The organism is Pusillimonas sp. ANT_WB101 (assembly GCF_008369125.1).
Classification (GTDB): Bacteria; Pseudomonadota; Gammaproteobacteria; order Burkholderiales; family Burkholderiaceae_B; genus Allopusillimonas.
The window spans coordinates 1514458-1535614 of sequence record NZ_VOAY01000001.1 but is presented as its reverse complement, the minus strand read 5'-3'; the positions used below and the strand labels follow the sequence as shown (position 1 = coordinate 1535614).

At 53.1% G+C, this 21157-nt stretch carries 20 protein-coding genes and 1 tRNA gene; 6 read left to right on the top strand and 15 right to left on the bottom strand.

Going from position 1 to position 21157, the window contains the following annotated elements; genetic code table 11:
• Positions 1–54: 54 nt before the first annotated feature.
• The 5 genes from FQ179_RS06925 to FQ179_RS06910 all read right to left on the bottom strand — a co-directional run bounded on the left by FQ179_RS06925 (position 55) and on the right by FQ179_RS06910 (position 4681).
• Positions 55–1050, bottom strand: coding sequence for a tripartite tricarboxylate transporter substrate binding protein (locus tag FQ179_RS06925; RefSeq protein WP_149396476.1), 996 nt, complete (start codon positions 1048–1050; stop codon positions 55–57).
• A 155-nt stretch (positions 1051–1205) separates the two neighbouring features.
• Positions 1206–1367, bottom strand: coding sequence for a hypothetical protein (locus tag FQ179_RS22250; protein ID WP_180122142.1), 162 nt, complete (start codon positions 1365–1367; stop codon positions 1206–1208).
• A gap of 13 nt (positions 1368–1380) precedes the next feature.
• The gene (locus tag FQ179_RS06920) at positions 1381–2463 is read right to left on the bottom strand and encodes a YeeE/YedE family protein (RefSeq protein WP_149396475.1); all 1083 of its coding nucleotides are present in this window, start codon (positions 2461–2463) and stop codon (positions 1381–1383) included.
• Between the two features lie 209 nt (positions 2464–2672).
• Positions 2673–3611: a sulfurtransferase gene (locus FQ179_RS06915; RefSeq protein WP_149396474.1), complete on the bottom strand. Its 939-nt coding sequence runs from the start codon at positions 3609–3611 to the stop codon at positions 2673–2675.
• A 365-nt stretch (positions 3612–3976) separates the two neighbouring features.
• Entirely contained in the window at positions 3977–4681 is a 705-nt protein-coding gene (locus tag FQ179_RS06910; RefSeq protein WP_149396473.1) for a Crp/Fnr family transcriptional regulator, read from the bottom strand.
• 299 nt (positions 4682–4980) lie between these two features.
• Between FQ179_RS06910 and FQ179_RS06905 the strand changes: the two genes are divergently transcribed.
• From FQ179_RS06905 to FQ179_RS06895, 3 genes are all read left to right on the top strand, one after another.
• Entirely contained in the window at positions 4981–5967 is a 987-nt protein-coding gene (locus FQ179_RS06905) for a diaminopimelate dehydrogenase (protein ID WP_149396472.1), read from the top strand.
• Positions 5968–6110: 143 nt separating this feature from the next.
• Complete coding sequence (locus FQ179_RS06900) at positions 6111–6527, top strand: hypothetical protein (protein WP_149396471.1); 417 nt, start codon at positions 6111–6113, stop codon at positions 6525–6527.
• Positions 6528–6601: 74 nt separating this feature from the next.
• Positions 6602–7384, top strand: coding sequence for a YrbL family protein (locus FQ179_RS06895; RefSeq protein WP_255474863.1), 783 nt, complete (start codon positions 6602–6604; stop codon positions 7382–7384).
• Between the two features lie 128 nt (positions 7385–7512).
• Here FQ179_RS06895 and yedF read toward each other — a convergent pair whose 3' ends face one another.
• The 6 genes from yedF to FQ179_RS06865 form a co-directional block, all read right to left on the bottom strand.
• A complete protein-coding gene (yedF, locus tag FQ179_RS06890; protein WP_180122155.1) occupies positions 7513–7752 on the bottom strand; it encodes a sulfurtransferase-like selenium metabolism protein YedF in 240 nt (79 codons plus the stop codon).
• The gene (yedE, locus tag FQ179_RS06885; RefSeq protein WP_149396470.1) at positions 7742–8959 is read right to left on the bottom strand and encodes a selenium metabolism membrane protein YedE/FdhT; all 1218 of its coding nucleotides are present in this window, start codon (positions 8957–8959) and stop codon (positions 7742–7744) included. The genes yedF and yedE overlap by 11 nt, the downstream gene beginning before the upstream one ends.
• Positions 8960–9294: 335 nt before the next feature.
• Positions 9295–9540, bottom strand: coding sequence for a heavy-metal-associated domain-containing protein (locus tag FQ179_RS06880; RefSeq protein WP_255474862.1), 246 nt, complete (start codon positions 9538–9540; stop codon positions 9295–9297).
• 352 nt (positions 9541–9892) lie between these two features.
• Positions 9893–10339, bottom strand: a complete 447-nt coding sequence (locus FQ179_RS06875; RefSeq protein WP_149396468.1) for a CBS domain-containing protein — start codon at positions 10337–10339, stop codon at positions 9893–9895.
• Positions 10340–10612: 273 nt separating this feature from the next.
• Positions 10613–11884, bottom strand: a complete 1272-nt coding sequence (locus tag FQ179_RS06870) for a HAMP domain-containing sensor histidine kinase (RefSeq protein ID WP_188074523.1) — start codon at positions 11882–11884, stop codon at positions 10613–10615.
• A 60-nt stretch (positions 11885–11944) separates the two neighbouring features.
• Complete coding sequence (locus FQ179_RS06865) at positions 11945–12274, bottom strand: hypothetical protein (protein ID WP_149396466.1); 330 nt, start codon at positions 12272–12274, stop codon at positions 11945–11947.
• A gap of 545 nt (positions 12275–12819) precedes the next feature.
• Here FQ179_RS06865 and FQ179_RS06860 point away from each other — a divergent pair.
• Entirely contained in the window at positions 12820–13317 is a 498-nt protein-coding gene (locus FQ179_RS06860) for a hypothetical protein (protein ID WP_149396465.1), read from the top strand.
• Positions 13318–13348: 31 nt separating this feature from the next.
• Complete coding sequence (locus FQ179_RS06855; protein WP_149396464.1) at positions 13349–15985, top strand: VWA domain-containing protein; 2637 nt, start codon at positions 13349–13351, stop codon at positions 15983–15985.
• 202 nt (positions 15986–16187) lie between these two features.
• On the opposite strand, the gene FQ179_RS06850 is transcribed toward FQ179_RS06855, so the two are convergent.
• Both FQ179_RS06850 and FQ179_RS06845 read right to left on the bottom strand, forming a co-directional pair.
• Positions 16188–17006, bottom strand: a complete 819-nt coding sequence (locus FQ179_RS06850) for a universal stress protein (RefSeq protein ID WP_149396463.1) — start codon at positions 17004–17006, stop codon at positions 16188–16190.
• A 450-nt stretch (positions 17007–17456) separates the two neighbouring features.
• Positions 17457–17533, bottom strand: a tRNA-Met gene (locus FQ179_RS06845).
• 171 nt (positions 17534–17704) lie between these two features.
• On the opposite strand from FQ179_RS06845, the gene rsuA reads away from it, so the two are divergent.
• Positions 17705–18418: a 16S rRNA pseudouridine(516) synthase RsuA gene (gene rsuA, locus FQ179_RS06840; protein ID WP_149396462.1), complete on the top strand. Its 714-nt coding sequence runs from the start codon at positions 17705–17707 to the stop codon at positions 18416–18418.
• Between the two features lie 193 nt (positions 18419–18611).
• Here rsuA and FQ179_RS06835 read toward each other — a convergent pair whose 3' ends face one another.
• Positions 18612–20438, bottom strand: coding sequence for a glycoside hydrolase family 15 protein (locus tag FQ179_RS06835; protein WP_149396461.1), 1827 nt, complete (start codon positions 20436–20438; stop codon positions 18612–18614).
• A gap of 350 nt (positions 20439–20788) precedes the next feature.
• Complete coding sequence (locus tag FQ179_RS06830; RefSeq protein ID WP_149396460.1) at positions 20789–20995, bottom strand: hypothetical protein; 207 nt, start codon at positions 20993–20995, stop codon at positions 20789–20791.
• Positions 20996–21157 lie beyond the last annotated feature (162 nt).

The following is a 21157-nucleotide window of genomic DNA, read 5'->3' as shown; positions in this document are numbered from 1 at the left end:
TTCGCTCATGTTGCTTCTTTATCAAAGTAAGGTTAATCGAAAGAACTGGGCTGCTTACTGTGCCTGTATGCCATGGCTTTTTATCAGCGCCTGCCAGCGGGTGCGTTCTTTCGTCTCGAACGACGCCAGATCACTGCCGAACAGCGTGCCGGGTTCAAGACTGGAGGTAGCAAACGTCGTTATTAATTTTTCAGAAGCCAGTGCGGAACGCGCCGCTTCTATCAGCCGATCAACGCGATCCTGCGGCGTATTTTTTGGTGCGTACAGTGCAAACCACGCCGTAACGTCAAAGCCCGGCAAACCGGATTCAGCCACGGTTGGAAGGTCGGGCAACGACGGGGCGCGTTCAGCCGAAGTGACCGCTATGCCTCTGACTTTGCTTCCGTCTTTAATTTGGGAAAGCGTGGATGGCAGGTTATCCATCAATATGTCGATCTGGCCTCCAATGAGGGCCGGCATGGAGCCTGAAACACCCTTAAATGGCACGTGAAGCAACTTCACGCCAGCGGCCTGTTCAAAATAGGCACCGGTCAGGTGCACAGATGAGCCAATGCCTGGGGTTCCATAGGACAGCGGTTTTTCCTTTTGCGCTTTGGCTGCCTCGATAAGGTCTTTAACCGTGTGTATCTTGGACTGGGCATTCACTGCAATGACGTTAGGTGTAGTACCCACCAGCGCGATGGGTGCAAAATCAGACTCAGGGTTAAATGCCATATTGGTGTACAGAAACTGGTTGATGGTCTGTGTACCAATTGTGCCTACGCCTATGGTGTAGCCGTCGGGCTTGGCCTGGGCCAGGTGCCCCATACCAATATTGCCGCCGGCACCAGCACGGTTTTCAGCCACTATCGTCTGCTTCAGCTCGGTTTCCATGGCATGCGCCAGGGTACGGGCGATGATATCTGTTGTGCCACCCGGTGGGTAGGGAACAACCATGGTAATGGCGCGGTCAGGGTAGCCTTGCTGAGCAAATGCCGAAGTGGCTGCTAGAACAAGAGCGAGAGCAGTAAGGGCTTTAAACGGCGTGCCGCTGATGGATGCAGGTTTCATGGTGTCTCCGTGGTTGTTATGTTTTGTCCTACAGATCCAGTATCCTAACCAAAATAAAACACCACGGCCATATATTGACCGTGGTGTGAACATTTACTGACACATTGTTCCGCCCGTTTTGGGCGCATTACGGCGCCTGTTTTAGGCGCTTGAAACTAGAAGTTTGAGCAATGACCCCCGGTAGGTGCCTGGCCTGACCCCGCCGCTATAAGCGGTGGCTCGGTGAAGATGTCAATGGGTGCGGAGACGGCCCAGTCCCAGGCAAAGAAAGCAATCAAGGCAGCCCAGAAAATCACGGTAAGCAGTGGTTTTTTCATGATTTAGCGCCTCTTAAAACTGGTAATGCCGACGGATGCGCACGCCGATCAATGAACCGCAAAACGCCAGGGGCACCCAGATCCAGCCATGCAGGCTGCCTGTAGAAATGCCGCTGACCATGGCACCAATATTGCAGCCAAAGGCCAGACGCGAGCTGTAGCCCAGCAAAAAGCCCGCAATAATGCCAACCATCCACTGTTTGCTGGTTAACGGCGCTGGCTTGGCCGATGACGACTTTCGTGCAGCAATCCATAGCGCGCCGGCCAGAATGCCGATATTGGTAATGGACGTGACATCCATGAAAATCGAGTTGGACAGCGAATTGAAATTGACCGGCTGGCTCCAGAATGCATTGGCCGCAGGGTCAAAGACGCCAACTGCGGTTGCAATTTTGGCACCCCACAGGCCAAAGCCATAAACAATGCCCCAAGGCGTGCCAGCAATAACCAAATTAAGGGCTGCCAGCACTGCAAGCACCACCGCGCCAATAAACAGCTTTTTACTGAACCAAGGGGCTGACTTGCCCGCCCACAGCATGGCTGCGCCTCCCAGCACCAGCAAACCTATGCAGGTCAGGCCAAATGCCTCCCAGGGACCATACCTGGCGACAAGCCCAACTGGTGCCATGCTGCCCAACGCCAGCCACTGTTCAACTTGGGCAGACCCCAAGAAGCTGCCCAAGGCGAACACAGGCAATATCACCATGTTTAGCGGTATACCCAAGCCCGCTTTGTACAGCGTGCCCGAGCCACAGCCGTCAGCAATTTGCATGGCTGCGCCAAACACGAAAGCGCCGATCAGCAGGCTGAAACTGGGTGGGCCCAGTGCCGCAACCAAGTCTGTGGGAAAAGCACTGAGCAGAGGCATGGAGATAGCGGCCGCTACAAAAAGCAGTAGCAGTTGAGCCATGACGCCACTTGCGTCGCGGTGCTCAATCAGCCGTCGCCAACCCGTCGTGAAACCAAACCGTGCGCCTGCGAGCACGCTGCCCATACCGATACCCACCAGAAACAAAACAGCCTGTCGTATGGATACGAACCAGGCCAGGGCGATAAAAAAGACGGCCATAATGGCCGATAGAGATAAGCGATTCATTTCTATTGAGAGTGCGATAGTAAGTTTGCCCGTCGTGGCGGGCTGGTAAAACTGAAGAGGTGGCCGCGCCGCAAACTACAGCAGTTAAGTGCAGTGCCTAGTAGCGGGCGCGGATACCCTGTGATGACACACGCTGACGTCGGCGTGGGCGACATTGTCGCAGAACGGCCGCACCATCGGTAGCGTAAAGCGTGCCATCTGGCGAACGATCAGGAATTGCCGATCAAGCTTTTGAATTTGTTCATGAGCTGTGAGCCACGACCGGGCACGTTGTCCATGGGCAGTGGGGTAGATGCTTGGGTCCATTCCGCCAGTGAGGCTGGGTAAAGCTTTACGTTAGGTTGGCCCACCACCTCTGATAGGGCAAACCAGTCTGTAGCGGCCCAGTGGCCGGTGTTGCAGAACGAGATGGTTTCATCGGCGGGTTTTGCCAATGATTCATCCGCAATTTTTTTGGCTTCAGCTTCTGATACGAAAATGGCCGTACCTGGCTTGAACCATTTGTCGTGTTCCAGATTGACGGCATTCTTGATGGTGCCGGGAATTTTTGCCGTAGGCGCCTTGGTTTCACCCTTGAAAAAGCTGCTTGGACGGGCGTCGACCAGACGCGTGGTGGGCTGATCTAAATGCGTTGCGACATAATCTTCTGTGGCGATGATTTGCTCGTTCAGCGTGGGGGTAAAGCTGGTCTTTTCGACGGCTGGCACAGCTTTTTCTTGCGATAGGCCGGCCTCAAGCCATGCGTTGACGCCACCATTAAGTACTGAAAGATTGCTCAGGCCCAGATATTTGAGCGTCCAGTACACCCGTGCCGAACTGCCGAAATCGGTAGCATTGGCCCCCGAAGACACCACGACGGCATGTGTGTCGTTACCCACACCAAGGTTTTGTACCAAGGCAGCTAGCTCTTTGACTGGTGGCAGTTGCCCGGGGCTTTCTGCCGGGCCACGCCACTGTGCGTAGGGTGCCGACACAGCACCAGGGATATGCCCAGCTGCATACTCTTGCGTCGGCCTGATATCAATAATGCGAACGTTGGCATCTGTGCGGACGGTGTCCAGTTGTGCCGGGGTCAGCAAAGGAGCGGCCAGTGCGCTCGAACCCATGACGATAGTGAAGCCTGCGACGAGAGAAGTAAGGAGTTTCATTGCCATTCAGAAAAAGAAAATAGGGAAGCATCCAATTTTCCTCGTTATGGCGTGTATATGGAAATACCGATTTATTATTAATTAATATGCAAATTAGTTATAAGCGTGAATTGTTCTCCTGTCGAACCATCCCTTGTCTTTGGACCTATGTGCCTTGATTTTCGCCAAATTTTCATTGGCAGGGGCAACGAAAAGATTGTCTGGTGAGCAGGCCATTCACTGCAAGGGATAGTTCACACGATAGTCCGCCAATACCCGCGTTGGGGAACCCTAAGGGCAGGGAATAGCACACCAAGGGAAATGCAAAGCTAGCGAGAAGGGGACCAAGAGTCGGCTGGGCCGGGGGAAATCAGGTCCGGCTAACATTAAGGCTGCAAAATGCGCTCGAGGTTATTAATATGAATGTGGCGTTGGCCAACCTGCTGGATCATGCCTGCGTTCTCAAACTCGACCAGCCGGCGGCTTATGGTTTCAGGGGTGGTGCCAAGGTAAGACGCCAGGTCTTTACGTGTCATGGGAAGCAAAACCTCATCAGACTGCGCGTCTTCAGCTAGGTGAGACAGGTATTCAGCAATCCGCGTGTCTACAGATTCCGTCGCAATCACCTTGGATTGCTCTTCGCTTTGATCGAGCCGGCGTGCAAGCTCGGACAGCAAGTTTAATGAAATAGATGGGTGTCGTACCAGCAGCTTTTTCACGTCGTCGCGGTGAAGTGCACAGATGTCAGAGCGTTCCATTGCCTGGGCAAATGTGGCGTGTCGTGCATCAGAGAAAATAGCCAGCTCGCCGGTGAAACTGCCGGGTTTCAGGATACGCAGCAATTGTTCTTTGCCAGAACCAGAAAGACGGTAAATGCGTATACGACCTGTATGCACAATATGCAATTGGTTGGTCAGGTCGCCAGGCCGGTGGATGAATTCACCTTTTTCGAAGCTGCGCGTTTTGGCCATACGGGCAATATCAACCAGTTGGTCGTGGGGCAGATGATTGAAAATAGGCACCAGCGATACGCATACTTGATGCTCTTGGGCATCTTGATCTGCGGCGCATGCCTGTTCGTGAGTTGTCATGGTTGAGGCGCATTCCTGAGTAGTCATAAGGGTTATCTTAGAGCAATCTTGTCGGGCGGTGGGCCTGTGTCGTGGGTAGGCGTGTGATTGAGCTTGCTTGTTGGCGTCAGGGTGACGCCAAACTGTTCGCCTAAATGGCAAAAAACCTATAGAAAATAGGGTATGCAAGCGGCCCGAGCCAACCTTGTCGGTACAATAATCGTGATGCTGCGCTCCTTGGCGACCGAGTACTCTGACTGCGCGGCGCCAGGTCGAGACAGTTACGTAGATTTTAAAACCGCATAATATAAGGATAGTGAATGGCTAACAGAATCAGGGTGGGCATTGCCGGTTACGGCAACCTTGGGCGCGGCGCCGAGGCGGCGATCGCACAAAGCGACGACATGCAACTGGTAGGCGTATTTACCCGCCGCGACCCGAGCAGCGTAAAACTGCTTGATGGCAATATCCCCGTGCACCACCTAGATAATATTGCGGAGTTTCGCGATAGCATCGATGTTCTTATTTTGTGTGGTGGTTCAAAAAATGACTTGCCCGAGCAAGGCCCGGCACTGGCAGCGCTGTTTACCACGATAGATAGCTTTGATACCCACGCCAAAATCCCTGACTATTTTGCGGCCGTCGACAAGGCGGCCGTCTCTCACGGCAATACGGCAATCATCGCTGTGGGTTGGGACCCTGGCCTGTTTTCCATAAACCGCTTGTTTGGTGAAGCCGTTCTGCCTGAAGGTGCCACCTATACATTCTGGGGCAAGGGCCTGAGCCAGGGCCATTCTGATGCGCTCAGACGGGTGTCGGGTGTGAAGGGGGCGGTGCAGTACACCGTGCCCGTGCCTGAGGCGGTCGATCAAGTGCGCAGCGGTTCACAACCTACGCTGACCACGCGGCAAAAGCACACGCGCGAGTGTTTTGTTGTGCTTGAGGAAGGCGCAAGCGCGGACGTGGTCAAAGAGGCGATTGTTACCATGCCTGATTACTTTTCTGACTACGACACAACGGTTACCTTTATCACCGATGAAGTCCTAAAGCGTGACCACGCTGCCATGCCACACGGAGGCTTCGTTATCCGTAGTGGTAAAACCGGTAGCGATAATCAGCAGGTCGTGGAGTATTCACTAACACTGGAAAGCAACCCCGGCTTTACGTCCAGCGTGCTGGTGGCGTATGCGCGGGCGGCCTATCGTCTGAAGCAAATGGGCCAAACCGGCGCGAAGACGGTGTTTGACGTGCCGCCTGGGCTGCTTTCACCCAAAAGTGCTGCCGATTTGCGTAAAGAACTGCTCTAAAGCGCAGTCGATTTGCCTAAAGAACAGTTGTAAAGCGCTGCTGATTTGCGTAAATAACACGTTCCAACCAGCGCACCGCTGCGGCGCTTTGTTAGACTTGCCGCGCACCTGTCTCACCGTTCGCGATGAGGCAGGTGCGCGGCTTGATTACACCGCCGACAGCAAAAAACCACCAAAACGATACAAAGCAGGCCCGGCATAAGGGCTGGCGGTGTTTGTTTTTCGGGGCGTCAGCAAACCATTTACGTTTGCCCGTTAATGATCTAGATACAGGCCTGTATAAAGTGAACCAGCAATGGGTCATTACATCGTCATTAATAAACACAGGCCTGTTCAGACTTGGGTTTACTCTGCTCTGGCCAAGCGTGCATCGCAGTCATATCCCAAAAATTAAGTTTCTGACGCGGGGGGTATTTCACTACCGGGTATCTTCTGCAAAAAACCGGGAATTAACTAACTTAATGTTACGTATTGTGGCCTGTGTTCAACATTTTGTCGTATCTTTTGTTTTAATTACTCAATTATCAAGAAATTATGAATCTTTCATGATATTTTTTTAACAAATTATTGATAAGCTGCCTTGCGAGAAGAAATCGGCAGACCTGTCATTTGGTCTACCCACGAGCCGACTGATATGAAACCTCTCGAATTCGATATGGAGAAGCTGACAACCTTTTCTCCTCTACAGAAAATGCATGGCAGTTACGTGCGTGAGATTTTGCCCGCCTGTACGTCGCTGGATCGCCAGCCTTTTGAAATACTCGACTTGTCGGCCAGCACGCCAGTGGCGCAAGGTAGTGAGCGGCGTGTTTATTTGCACCCCTATAACCAGCATTTTTTGTTGAAGGTCTTGCATCGCACCAATGCCAAAGGCCTAAAAAAGAACGAAAAATGGCACGTGCGGTTTACCCGTGGAGGGATTTATCGCGGCTTTTTCACTGAGTTTTCTGAGTGTGTCACGGTCACCGCACGCATCAACAGTAAGAACCAGCCCCTACCTATTGCGCGAATTGCCGGTGTAACGTCGACTTCACTCGGAATGGGCCTGATGGTGGAGAAAATTGTCGATGAAAATGGCGCCATTGCGCCCAATCTGAAGCAAGTCGTCGCAGCGCACGGCTTTACAGCCGAATTGCGCAAGATGCTGGATGTTTTTTTTGTTGCACTGGCAGACGCGCATGTCGTTTACAACGACGTGGGCCTGAGCAACATCGCTTGCGGCCGAAATGCCAGTGGCACGAAAGGCTTGTATCTAGTGGATGGTTTCGGGTCACGGCAGTTAGTGCCGGTTTATACCTGGAGTAAATCGCTAAACCGTCGCAGGCTTGAGCGTAAGTACACCGAGATGTTACAGAAAATAGACTCTGTGCATGCCCGTGATGAAGTGCGGCTCCTGGCAGTAGAAAGCTCTGGTTAGCACCTTAATTTTCAGCACCACTGTCTGGAAATGTCATGGCGTCGTATCGCACGAAGCGACTTTTCTTGACCATCCGATAGCCCATCCAGATTCAGACAAGAAAGCCAGGCAATAGGTCAAGCAATAAATCAGGCGATGATGTAAAACAGAAACTCTTGGCCGTTTTTTACCGGATCTTTGGCAAATACGTAACCCCGTCGTCGGGCTTCTTCGGGAACATTACGAAACGAACCGGGGCAGTCTGTAATAACCTGCAGAAGCTCGCCTTTTTTCATACCCTCAAGCGTTTCAAGCGTATAAATAACCGGGTAGGGGCACGACTCACCACGCAGGTCGAGCGTAAAGTCGGGAGAAATGTCAGCTTGCATAGTCTTGGGCTCCGAGTGCCGAGCTGCGGGGGCTAGTCGTGCGGCTCGCTGTCTGCCGCGATTGCCGGAACGCTACATATGCGTAAAACAGGCCAAGCAGCAGAAGGGTGATTGTGATGGCACCCCACGCACCGGTGTAGTTGTGCAGGTTGACTTTGGCACCGCTGGCTACCAGTGCGTCATAGATGCCGAGATGATCCCAGGCATAGGCCAGCAGTGTTGCGCCGATAATATTGCCGGCAAATACCGCTACATACATAAGCTGCCCTTCCATAAGCCGGTACATCATGCCTGTTTCGCAACTGCTCGCCATAACAATGCCCACGCCAAAGAGCACGCCACCTACAAATGTGCTGGGGGCGACGACCTGAGTAATGGGAGAAGTGCCAAAGATGACAATAATGGCGATCGTGGCCACTGCGCTAATGGCCATGCCTGCAATAATGGCTTTGGCCATAACTGCGCGACCCATCATCCATAAGTCGCGAAACGCAGAGGTAAAGCAGATTTGCCCGCGTTCTATCAGTATGCCGAACAGTGCGCCAAACAGCGCGCCCAGGCCAAGCCTGTTTTGGCCTGAGGCAAAAAAATAAACCACCAGGCTGACATAGGCAACTGCCAGTAGCACACCGACTACGGGTTGAATGCGTCGTGATGGCCGTGTTGAAGGGCTTCCTTTGCCCTTGAGCAAGGTTGGCCGCCCCTTCCACCAGCGCAACGTTATGAGACGCGTGCCGAAGAAGGAGCCGATACCGGTACCCACGATGAATACCCAGGCGTGAACGGAAAACTGCGGCACACCTGTGAAAAATGCGGCCAGATTGCAACCCATGGCCATGCGTGCGCCGAAGCCCGCCACAATGCCGCCAACCAGTGCCTGGGCCCAGCGCCGCCGTAGCTGAGGTAGCCTGATCTTGAAATTGTCATTGAGCAGCACCATGATCAGCGCGCCAGTAAACATGCCCCATACTATCCAGCCATCGCCGCGCATCAGGGTATTGCCGTCGAGCTTGACCAGGTTGTAGTAGGCCCAGCCGGTGGTATCGATGCCCATAACGTGAAGTAGTTGCCCGCCCAGCCTCGTAAACTCGCCTGTAACCGCCCACACGGTACCAGTAAGGCCAAAATATGCCGCGCTGAGCACGCCCGCCACGATGAGAGCAGTTAAGGGGTGCCAATAATGCAAAAAGGGAATGCGCGAGCGCATGAAATTCTCGAATGAAAAGCTTCTACCCAGAGGTAGGAAACACGGGGGTATATTGCGAGGTGATGCAAATGCGCTCTGCGGAATAAGCTGCTGCTATACAGCAGGCCAGCGTGAGCGCAGGCCGTATTCTAAAACATTTGTATTTTATGGGCGGTCGGCCACGGCTGCTGCGGGCGGCCTTTGATAAAAAAGACCCCAAAGCCTGGAATAGATGTCCAGTTTTGGGGTGCTGTTCGAGTCAAACCTGAAGCCTACTCAGGAGAGCAGTTAAACGCCTTGTTAGTGAATTTGTTCGTGTTGAACAAAAACGCGCTAAGACGTTGCTGAGGCAAAATTCAGCTGCCGCCGCAGCCGCCGCAACATTCGCCGTCTTCCCCATGCTTGGGTTTGGCGATTTCATACCCGGCTTGTTGTACGGCTTGCTTGAGCAGCGGTAGCGAGGTCAGTGTTTCATCAAACGTGACCGAGGCGCGATTGCTGGAGAACGAAACGTTTACGTCGTTAACACCATTTATGGCGTTAAGCGTTTGGGCGATAACCTCGGCACACTGTGCGTCTTTCATGCCGGCCAATTTGAGCATTCCTGTTTCCATCTTTCTTCCTTCAGTGGGCAAAAAAAGCAGAAAGAGCGCATCTCTTTCTTAAAGATGCCTATTATATATATCTTTAAGAGTTCGGCAAGCCCGACGCGCGATTTAAGCGGAGGAAATGGGGTGACTTTGGCTTTCATGCCCGTTTGCAGCGAGCAATTTACAATGAAATCAACGACGCAATGCCCCGAGAGTAAGCGGTATGAGTAAGAGGCAAAGGTGCAAAGAGACAAAGGGCAAGAGCAGGGCGATCTGCAGGTCGACCTGGCTTAACAGTGCGCAGTGATATGCAGGTGCGCGTCAACCAGATCATAACGAGGTGCTTACTGACGTCGTATGACGTCTAGTGATAACCGATCCCCATTACATACTCCCGCAGCAGCTCTTCGGTGTACTCAACCTCATTGAGCAAAACCTGCAGCACATCGTTGGCATAAAGCAGCGCCAGCGGCATTGCCGCTGTATTGGCGATAGGCATCTGCTTCAGGTCGTTGCGTTTCATGGTGTTCCAGACGGTCATCAGTTCGTCGTCGGGGTGGCATGAGATTACCTCGCGTGTCATAACTTGCGAGACGGTTTCGGTACAGCTGCAACCTGCGCAGTGGCTTAGTTGACGCACCACATCAGCATTGCTGACCACCCCGACCATTTTGCCGGCTGCGTTGCACACGATGACCAGCGTTGCACGACCCCGCGTCAGAATTTTAGCGGCCTCTGTGACGGGGGCTGTATCTGGCACTGTGATGAGGCGTTGGCTGGCTTCAGGCATTAAATTGCGAATACTTACCATGATCTACCCCTCGTCAAAAAGGAATGAGAACAGAGTGGCACATGCTGTTATGTGCTGTGCTGCCATGATTGAGCATGGCAAAGCTGCTACTTATAAGTAACACTATAGCAAGCACTGCTACGTTACACGCAGTATATCGGAGGCGAGAATGGGTTTTTTACCGACACTTGCTTGCCAAAGTGAGATCGGCGAAATGGAACAATAAGGCCCATGCAGGCCGTACCGCTTGTGAGATATCTGGTATTTACGTATTTTTTATTGTGGGTTTATAAGTCACGCATGTGAGCGGGCAAGCGCGTGAATTTTGTCGAAATCCATGCGACCAAGTGCGCTAATTACAGCCGACCTGAAATCCTGATATTCAGGGTTCTGCACCAATGGTGAACTGACCCAGTCTTCAATCTCGCTATACCGGCCTTCTTTGGCATAGGTGGCCAATTGCTCGCACAGGTTTGAGGGCGGGGCGGTGTAGCAGCGTGGTAGCCCGTGCGGTACCGCATCGTTATAAATAGCGTCCTCCTGCACGCTTGAGACTGCTCCCACCGTACTAACCGGCGCAGTATTGAACGTGGCCGTTGGCTGCCAGCCTTGTTGTATCGCGTTCATGTCGCTGGCCTTAACTCGTAGCGTCAACGAAAAGCAACTGCCTTTTCCATGCTCACTGTTGACTTCCAATTTGCCGTGCAACTTACTGGCGATGCGCTGAGCAATGTACAAGCCCAGGCCAGTGCCTTCACGCTCAAGATCAAAACGTTGGTAAGGGTCGAAAATCTTGGCTTGATGATGGGCCTCGATGCCCGAGCCGGTATCGTAAACCTCAAAGTAAAGTCGGGCCCAGCCCGGATCATCACCCAAATTTCTTACATGCAGTGCGACACTTCCCTGATGCGTGGCCAACGCGGCATTTGACAGCAGGTTGAGCAACAACTGCTTTAGCCGACGTTCGTCACTATGGATCAGGCCAGGCAAGGCCGTATGTACGATCAGAGAAAAGCGGATGTTGTGTTGCAGGCACCAAGCCTGGCCATGCAGACATAATTCGGCAAGAAAGGGCACGACCGGCATGGGGTGCAAGCTCACACTTAATGACGAACTGTCTTCCCTTCGCTTGAGTATGTCTTCGACTAACGACATCTGGTAATTGGTACTGCGCTCTATGGCACTCATGTGTTCTATTTGCTCGGCAGTGGCCGTTTTTTGAAGCAAGTACAGATTGCCTGCAATGGTTGCAAGAGGCGCTCGCAAATCATGGCTAATTAAGCTGAGCCGTTCCAGATTGGTTTGCTTTTGGAGATAATGGCGCTGAATAATGGTAATGATTAGTGCCAGAAAGAACACCAGAGAAAATGCATAAATCGATAAAGTGGTAACGGCCCAGTAGGTGCTTTGATCAAAGCCATAGCTGTCGTTTGATCTCATTCCTTGAAGTAGCATTCGTGGCGGTGTGGCAAGCGCAAACAGCACCAGAGCGTAAAGCGTAATTTTTTCGGCCAACAAGCCCTTGCTCAGATTACGTGCTAGATAGGCACCATGAAAAAAAAGCATAGAAACTGCGCCGTGCAGTACGTATGAGCGCATTGCTCCATCTGGTTGCACCACCAGAAATTAAGCACGACAGGCCATAGCCATGGTCACAATGACAACTGGTATGCCGTATTGATATGTGCTGCCCGAAAGCTCGACGACGCCTCGTGAAAAAATAGTGACCGCAATTAAATACATCAGGCCACTGAAGATGACGTTCACAACATAATTGGCGGGCACCATAATGATTTGAGAGGTGACCCCGAGGGCATAAGCCAGATAGCCAAGGCCAAACAAAAGCAGATAGCGCGAGCGTTGCTTGTCACCATGCCATAACGCCAGCAGAGCAATCGCGATGAGGATGACAACCAGCGGGTGGCCAAGAGCAAGAAGAGTACCGCTGTTGTTCATAAGGGGGTCTCTGCGCGTGGATCAGGCTTGGACTCGCTCGGTGCCCGGGCAACTGAAATCACGATGTGACATTAGACGGCCAGTTTGTACAGGATGCAGGGCTGTGGTCAATGTTACGCCATTGTAGGTGATTGGGCAGGAGGCGAGCCCGCATCGCGTATGACCCGTTGTTGCTTCCCTGAAGAGCTACGTCGATCTGGATACTACGGATGAGGTATGTCGGAAGGGATACGACGGAAAAATTACGACAAAAAAGTTACGACAGCAAAGTTACGACAGCAAAGTTACGACAGCAAAGTTGCGACGAATAGTTTGAAACGAAAAAGCTATGTCGGAAGGGCTATATAGGAAAACCTATATCGGCTTACTGTGAGAGTGCCGGGTGCGTTTTGTGTCGAGTAGGTATGTGTTCACACCAGTCTGAGCATAGCAATAGCATTACTTTTGATATGCAATACCGTTCGTTTAGACGGGGGCAAATACCGGAGCCCTAGTTACTATGGGAACTTTATTTACTTGCTGGCGCCGCGTGCACGCTAAATGAAATGATGAAAGCAATAATTAGTGCCCTGGTAGTGAGCCTATCCGTCATTATCCTGGCGGGCTGCAGCGAAGCGGCCAGTAGCCAAGTACCGAAAGTGGGCAAGACCTATCAAGAGAAACTGGATAAGGCTTGGGACACAGCGGGGAAAGGTGAGGCGCCGGTTTTTGCGTGTGCGACGGTAGTTGGGACGGCGGTTGGCATGCAGTCGGCAGGCATGGGAAACAAATCAGAGGCCGTGCAAGCGTACGAGGCCTGTTATGTTGACGTGTTTGTGCACTACGCCAATACCTTCATGAAAACGGGCGACCATGCCAAGCTTGATGGCAGTGGACCGCCAAGGGGTTGTATAGAGTTGTTTAAGTCTTATATTGTTCACACGAATTCTCTGGGTAATTTCGCAAAAGACTTTGAAATAGACCCCCAAGCTTTGAAGAAAAAGATACTTGCAAATTTCGATGAGAAGGCATCTTTATGCCTGCCATTGATCTCGAGCATGTAGCATCGACCCATATGGAAATCAGGAAATATTAATGAGACTATTGCAACGCTTTGTGCTGGTAGGCCTGTTAGCCTTATTGAGTAACGTCGCAACGGCGGCTGATCAGGCCATGATCGTGCTTGATGCCTCAGGTTCCATGTGGGGGCAGATAGACGGCAAGCCCAAGTTGCAAATTGCACGCGAAGCGCTGGCAACTGTTCTTGAAGGCGTGCCGGCCGACATGGAGTTGGGCCTGATTGCATACGGCCACCGCGAAAAAGGCAATTGCAAAGACATTGAGCTTATTGTCGAGCCAGCGGCGGGCACTGGCCCGGCCATTGCGCAGGCGGCAGCCAAGATGAAGTTTTTGGGCAAAACGCCACTGACCGCATCTGTTAAGCAGGCTGCCGAGGTACTGCGTTATACCGAAGAAAAAGCAACCGTCATACTGATTACCGATGGCCTCGAAAACTGCAATGCCGACCCATGTGCGCTTGGTGCAGAACTGGCCAGTCAGGGTATAGATTTTACGGCCCATGTGGTGGGTTTTGATCTTACTGATGCAGAAGGCAAGCAAGTGGCCTGTCTGGCTGAAAAGACGGGTGGCAAATACCTGGCGGCATCCAATGCTGACCAACTGCGCGCTGCGTTGTTAAGCACTGTTATTGAGCCAACGAAAAAGGCTGAGCCAGAGGCGAAAAAAGAAGAGCCGCTGGTACTGCCTAAAGCCACGTTGACGCCTGATGAAACCGTGTCCATAGGTGATGATGTGCAGGTTAGCTGGACGGGGCCGAATGCAGAGCATGATTACATTGATATCGTGCCCCACGACTACAAAGACACACACGGCGAACTTTCATATACGTATACAAAGGACGGCTCGCCGCTGAGCGTCAGGGCACCCGGCAAGCCCGGTGAATACAAGGTGCGTTATATCTGGCGTGGTACTGATGATAAGCGTCATGTGCTCGCAGAGGCAGCGTTGCCGGTTACAGATAGTGAGGTTGCGCTGGTTGCACCCAGTACAGTTCAGGCAGGCAGCTTTGTTCCCGTTACATGGAAGGGCCCGGCCAATGAGGGTGACTACATTGATCTGGTTCCTCAAGGGTTCAAGCGTACCGGTGGTGAATTAAGTTATGCCTACACGGGTGAAAAGCCCGAGATTGAGCTGCGTGCACCGGCAAAGCCTGGAAATTTTGAGATTCGGTACGTTCTAAAGGCGCCAGATAAAAAGCGGGTGTTGGCGACTGTACCGCTTGAGGTGACCGAAGCCGTTGCAACCCTGTCTATTCCTGAAACCATTGAGGCGGGCGCCGTGTTGCCGGTTTTCTGGACGGGGCCGGCAGGAGAAAAAGACTATGTTGATCTGGTTCCGGCGGATCATAAACGCATAGGCGGCGAGCTTACGTATTTTTACACTGCAAGCTCGGAAGACGGCGAAACCGGCGAGCTGACGGTGCCGACCAAGCCAGGGCCGTACCTGGTGCGCTATGTACTGCGTGGCTCAGGTGCTGACAGTGTTATAGCTAGCCAGCCTTTTACTGTTACGGCAGCTGAGGCAAGCGTGAAAGCGCCTGAAAGTGTACAGGCAGGGTCCAAGTTTGAGGTGGAGTGGACGGGCCCAGCCGGTGAAAAAGACTACATTGATCTTGTGCCGGCTGACCACAAGCGCATAGGCGGCGAAATCACGTACTTCTACACAAAATCGCTGGAAGCGGGTGAGCCCGGCGAGCTGAAGGCACCCACCAAGGCAGGGCAGTATTTGGTGCGCTATGTACTGCGTGGCTCTGGTGCTGACAGTGTTTTAGCTAGCCAGCCATTTACTATTACAGCCGCTGAGGCAAGCGTGAAGGCCCCTGAAAGCATAGAGGCAGGGTCCAAGTTTGAGGTGGAGTGGACGGGCCCAGCCGGTGAAAAAGACTACATTGATCTTGTGCCGGCTGACCACAAGCGCATAGGCGGCGAAATCACGTACTTCTACACAAAGCCGCTGGAAGCGGGTGAGCCAGGTGAACTGAAGGCACCGACCAAGGCAGGGCAGTATTTGGTGCGCTACGTTCTGAAAGGTTCAGGTGCAGGCAGCGTGATCGCCAGCCAGCCATTTACTATTACAGCCGCTGAGGCAAGCGTAAAGGCCCCTGAAAGCGTAGAGGCGGGGTCCAAGTTTGAAGTGGAGTGGACGGGCCCAGCCGGTGAAAAAGACTACATCGATCTCGTGCCTGCTGACCACAAGCGCATAGGCGGCGAAATCACGTACTTCTACACAAAACCGCTGGAAACGGGTGAGCCAGGCGAGCTGAAGGCACCAACCAAAGCAGGGCAGTATTTGGTGCGCTACGTTCTGAAAGGTTCAGGTTCAGGCAGCGTGATCGCCAGCCAGCCATTTACCGTTACGGCCGCTGAGGCAAGCGTGAAAGTGCCTGATAGCGTAGAGGCAGGGTCCAAATTTGAAGTCACGTGGACGGGGCCTGCCGGCGATAAAGACTACATCGATCTGGTCCCTGCTGACCATAAACGCGTAGGCGGGCACATTACGTACTTTGAGCCCAAATCGCTAGATGCGGGTGAGCCAGGTGAGATGAAAGCACCGACCAAAGCAGGGCAGTATTTGGTGCGCTACGTTCTGAAAGGTTCAGGTCCTGGCAGCGTAATAGCCACCCACCCATTTAAGGTGACTGCTGCTGATTGAAGACATAGTGTTCACGGTAATTTCAGCGTACTCGTCGGCTGACGAGTACGTGCGTACAAGAAAATAAGGCACTGCATCCTGCGACGTAGTGCCTTGTTAACGTTTAGCCTCAACTGAAGTCTCGATTGAGCTGTTGCAGAAAGAGCGGGCCTGCCGGGGTCGCTGCGACGGCAATCGCTTGCGCAGCGGTTCAGCGAACTGCTCAGTCGCCGTCTGTTGGGGGAACAATAAGCACATCTATTTGGGCACGGCTTAAAACCTGTGTGGCTACGCTGCCCAACACAAGTCTTTTCAGACCTGGACGTCGGCTGCCCAGAATAATGAGATCAGCGTCAAGCCGCTCAGCGAGCGCGATAATGGTGGCTGCCGGGCTGGTTTCAATTTGGACTGGGCTGGTGCGTCCTCTGAGGCCGGCTTTCGTCATTTCTGTTCGAAGCTGTTTGTTCAGTTCGCTGTGCTGGTCGGCCATGTGTTGGCTAACGTTTGCCATCGTATACGTCGATGCCTGCACCATCATGTTCAACTCGGGGGAGTCATAGGCGTAGACCACCTCGCAGTGTGTGGAAACATCGGCAATTGCCTTGGCCATCCGCAGAATGTCTGCAGGTCGGTGCAATACATCAACGGCTACCAATATGCGACGATACACGCCGGCAGCAGGGGTTTTCACCACGAGCACGGGTGCTTTTACTTGTCGGATAATGCGCTCGCCCGTGGTGCCAGTAAACAGTTCGCCTGCCGTGCGACGACGAGGTTGACCAAGCACGAGCAAATCGACATCTTGCGCCAGACGCGTAATGATCTCGCACGCATCGCCCGGCATAGTTTCCATTGGCATGCAGCGGTCGTCAGGCGCCGCACTGCTGGCGCTAGTAGGTGTTGTTTGAAGCGGTTTGTTTGTGCGCTCTGGCACATGCACGGTACGGAGTTTGGCGTTAAAGAAAGCTGACAACTGCTGGGCGCGTTGCTGAGCAAGTTCAGACTCAGAGGAAAGATCAGTGGCGAAAAGAATAGTGTTCATAACACGCAGGCTTTTTCAATACGTCAATGCTCAGCTCAGTTAAAGAAAGAGCGAACGAAATATGCTGCGCACATACCTATGCCGCAGCCTGAGACAGCGCGTTCCATGATAAGACAGATTTAGCGCTCGCGTTGGTGACAGCAATTGAGGAGGTCTAACCGCGCGTTGGCGTCGGTGACTGCCAAGGACTATCGGTGTGTTGGCGTCGGTGACTGCGACGGCCTAATCGTGCGTTGGTGACGGCAATTGCCAAGGTCTAACCGTGCGTTGGTGACAGCGATTGCGAAACACTGACCGTGGATTGGGTCTTCGAAATATAATGTGGGGTTTTTAGTGCCGTTGAGCATGAGGCTGGCGCCTTTAATGCTTTGGCTGGATACGGCGTTTGCTCTGGTTGCCAGATCGATAAGATGATGCATTATCGATCAGGCAAAGCACTAACACGATGTTTGGTTGCGGGGACAGGATTTGAACCTGTGACCTTCGGGTTATGAGCCCGACGAGCTGCCAGACTGCTCCACCCCGCGTCTGAAGAATGAGAGTTTACCCTATATTTTCTTTTCGTGCTTGGAATGGGCGACAATATGTTTTTCTGGTCCAATAGCGACTGTCTCGAAGAGGCGAAAACGGCTTCTGCTGGCGTTATGCCAGCGCTATTAGTCATCAGTTAATCACCAATTAATCTTCATGGAATCCGAATGCGTCTGGATAAGTATCTTTGCGAAAGCTCCGACCTGACACGCTCGCTGGCGCGTTCTGCCCTGGCCAGGGGCGAAATTACCGTCAACGGCGAAGTGGTCAAGCGGGGTACGTTTGTTGTGCGGGAGGGCGATCAGGTGCAATGGGATGGCGAAACGCTTGAAATTATCGGGCTACGCTACATCATGCTGAACAAACCCGCCGGTTATGAGTGCAGCCTTAAAAACAGCCAGCACCTTCCTGTAATGGACCTGCTAGACGTCGACAAGCGTGATCGGCTGCACACAGTTGGCCGCCTCGATGTAGACACCACAGGGCTAATCCTGATTACCGATGATGGGCAGTGGACGCATCGCATCATCTCCCCGCGCCATCGTTGCGACAAGGTTTATCTCGCTACGCTGGCAGAACCATTGAGTGAAGACGCCGAAGAACGTTTTGCGGCTGGCATTCTTTTAGAAGGCGAAGATAAAGTCACCCTACCTGCCGTGTTAGAACGTGTGGAAGAGCGCCTGGCGCGACTAACCATACAAGAGGGCAAGTACCACCAGGTCAGGCGCATGTTCGCAGCGCTGGGCAATCATGTGACGGCCCTGCATCGAGAACGCATAGGCCCGGTCGCCCTGGACGACGACCTGCAGCTGGGCGAATCACGTTACCTGACGCCAGCCGAAGTGAGCGCCTTGGCGCAAGCTGACGATACACCGGCGTAGCTGCGCAAGTATGGTGCGCTAAAAAAGCTTCAACTCGAGGGCGCAGATGCCAATGCTTAGGGCTCAACGGTACAGACAGCAGTACTGATCACGATTTTGCGTGTGGAGCGCTGCTTGCCTTCGAGCCCTTGATATTTGGTCTCGATTTATGATGACGAACTGTTAATGCAATGTCAGGCGCGCGTCCAGACTATTATTTCTTGGTACGTGCTACCGCCGCAGGCCGATCGCCATCATGCTTGCGGTGTGAGGGTTTATTCTTTATGTCAGATAACAACAACGCCGTGTTGATCAGCGCCATGTGCGTAAGTGCCTGCGGAAAGTTGCCGCGCATGTGCTGACCCTCGGGGTCGTACTCTTCAGAAAGCAGGCCCACATCGTTTTGCAGCGTCAGCAGGCGCTCAAACAGCGCCTCAGCTTCTTTGTGCCGCCCAACCAAAGCCAGGTTGTCAACCAGCCAGAAAGAGCAGGGCAGAAAGGTACCTTCTCCTCCTGGCAGGTTATCAATATGCGTTTTGCTTGAATAACGCTGCACCAGACCGTCTGAGATCAAGTCATGCTCGATCGCCTCAAGTGTGCCAGAAACACGTGGATCATCGGGGGGCAGAAAGCCTACTAACGGGATGAGCAACAAGCTTGCATCCAGGTGATGCGAGCCGAAGCACTGAACAAACGTATTGCGCCGTGCATCAAAACCTTTGGCGCATATGTGTTCATGGATGGTGTCACGCAGCTCGCGCCAGCGTGATACAGGCCCTTCAAGCCCGAATTGCTCTGCATCTTTGATGGCACGGTCGAAGGCCACCCAGACCATTACCTTGGAGTGGGTAAACTGACGCCTGGGGCCCCGTATTTCCCAGATACCTTCGTCAGGGTTTTGCCAGTTCGACTCCAAAAAATCCAGCAAAGCCTTTTGGATCTCCCAGGCATGGGGGCCTGGATGCAGACCAGCGCTACGCGCCAGGTGCATGGTATCCATGATTTCACCGTACACGTCTAGTTGAAACTGTTTAGAAGCAGCGTTACCTGAGCGCACAGGCGCGGCGCCGCCATAGCCAGGCAACCAGTCCAGCTCCATTTCTTCCAGACGCCTTACCCCGGTAATGCTATACATGATCTGCAAGTCTTCGGGATCGCCCGCCACGGCACGTATCAGCCACTCTCGCCAGCCCACAGCCTCATCCTGATAATTGGCGGCCAGCAGGGCATTGAGCGTGAACGTGGCATCGCGTACCCAGCAATATCGATAATCCCAATTTCGTACACCGCCCGGTTGTTCGGGCAATGATGTAGTGGGTGCCGCAACAATACCGCCGGTGGGTTTAAAGGTAAGTGCCTTTAGTGTGAGCAGCGAGCGCAATACTGTTGCTTTCCAGCGGCCCTTATAGGTGCAGCGGTCTGACCAGGTGCGCCACTCTTGTTCTGTTTCTTCCAGCGTTTTTTCAGCGTCTGCCGTGGGTGAAGAGCCAAGATGAGAGGCATGGTACGCCAGTACAAACGATTTACGCTGCCCTTTACTAACGGTAAATTCTGCTTTGATGCGGGTTGCGTCGCGAGAAGTGGGCACGTCAGTGTGCAGTTCCAGCGTGTCAGGCCCAGCCGTGGCTTGCCAGCCGTGTTCTGTTTGCCATACCCACGGAACGATCAAGCCATAGTCAAAGCGGATGACCAAATCCATGCTCAGCTTTACCTGCCCGCGCATACCCTCCATGATACGAACGACTTCTGAACACTCATTGGATAGCGACATGAAGTCAATCAGTTTTACCGCGCCTTCGCTGGTTTCAAATTCGGTTTCCAGGATGAGTGTTCCATCCTGATAACGGCGTCGTGTTTGTTTAACCTCGGCTTCCGGGCAGATTAGCCAGCGTCCGTGTTCAGGCTTTCCGAGCAACTTGGCGAAACATGCGCCTGAATCGAATCGCGGCAAGCAAAGCCAGTCTATCGCCCCGTCGCGCCCGACCAGTGCTGCCGTGCAGCAGTTGCTGATCAATGCGTAGTCTTCAATAGGCGTGGTCATCCCACACCCCCCGTAGTTATGACGATGGGTTTGTGTAAAGAGGTATGACGGATGCTCATGGTTCTTCTCCGCTTTGCCAGCGTGCGGAGTGCGGCTCACTCGGACGAATAGCTCGGCAACGATTTTTTGCCGTACGAACAGGGCTTACCGGCACAGCGCAAGCTATGCGTGGTTGAGAAGGCGTAGAGGAGAGTAAATAGAGTCGGCCTGCGCCCAAACATGCAGTTTTTGCCCGCTTACTGAAAACGATGGCGTTGCATGTGTAGAAACCATTATGTCACTGAGATTAGTCGATTGCAAAGCTTGGCTTTGTTATCCGTCTTGCCACCGAGTGCCATCGAGTCTGGTCCCTACGGCGATTTCTTTTTGACAGTGTCAGGGATTGATGAAGTCGGTGCTACGGCAGGTTTGGCATCAGCCCTTGGACGACGAGATATCCAGGCAGGCGGGTCGCTGGCCGGAAACGACTCCATGCTGGCTTCGTCCAGCATCTCTTCCTCGATATCGTGCAACTCATCCGCAGTGCGGGGTGGGCTTTTGGGGCTTTCTGGCTTCATGTCATTGTCCTTGCTTTAGGGCAAGCCGTCTGACGTGCTGGGTAGCATGTGCGATCGCCAAATCTTTCTTCATCCATGGCTTGCGGATGGAACCGTGATCGGTAAGGTTCAGTGTAGGAGTGTCTCCGGCTCGCTAATCACCATAACCCTATAGGTATTGTG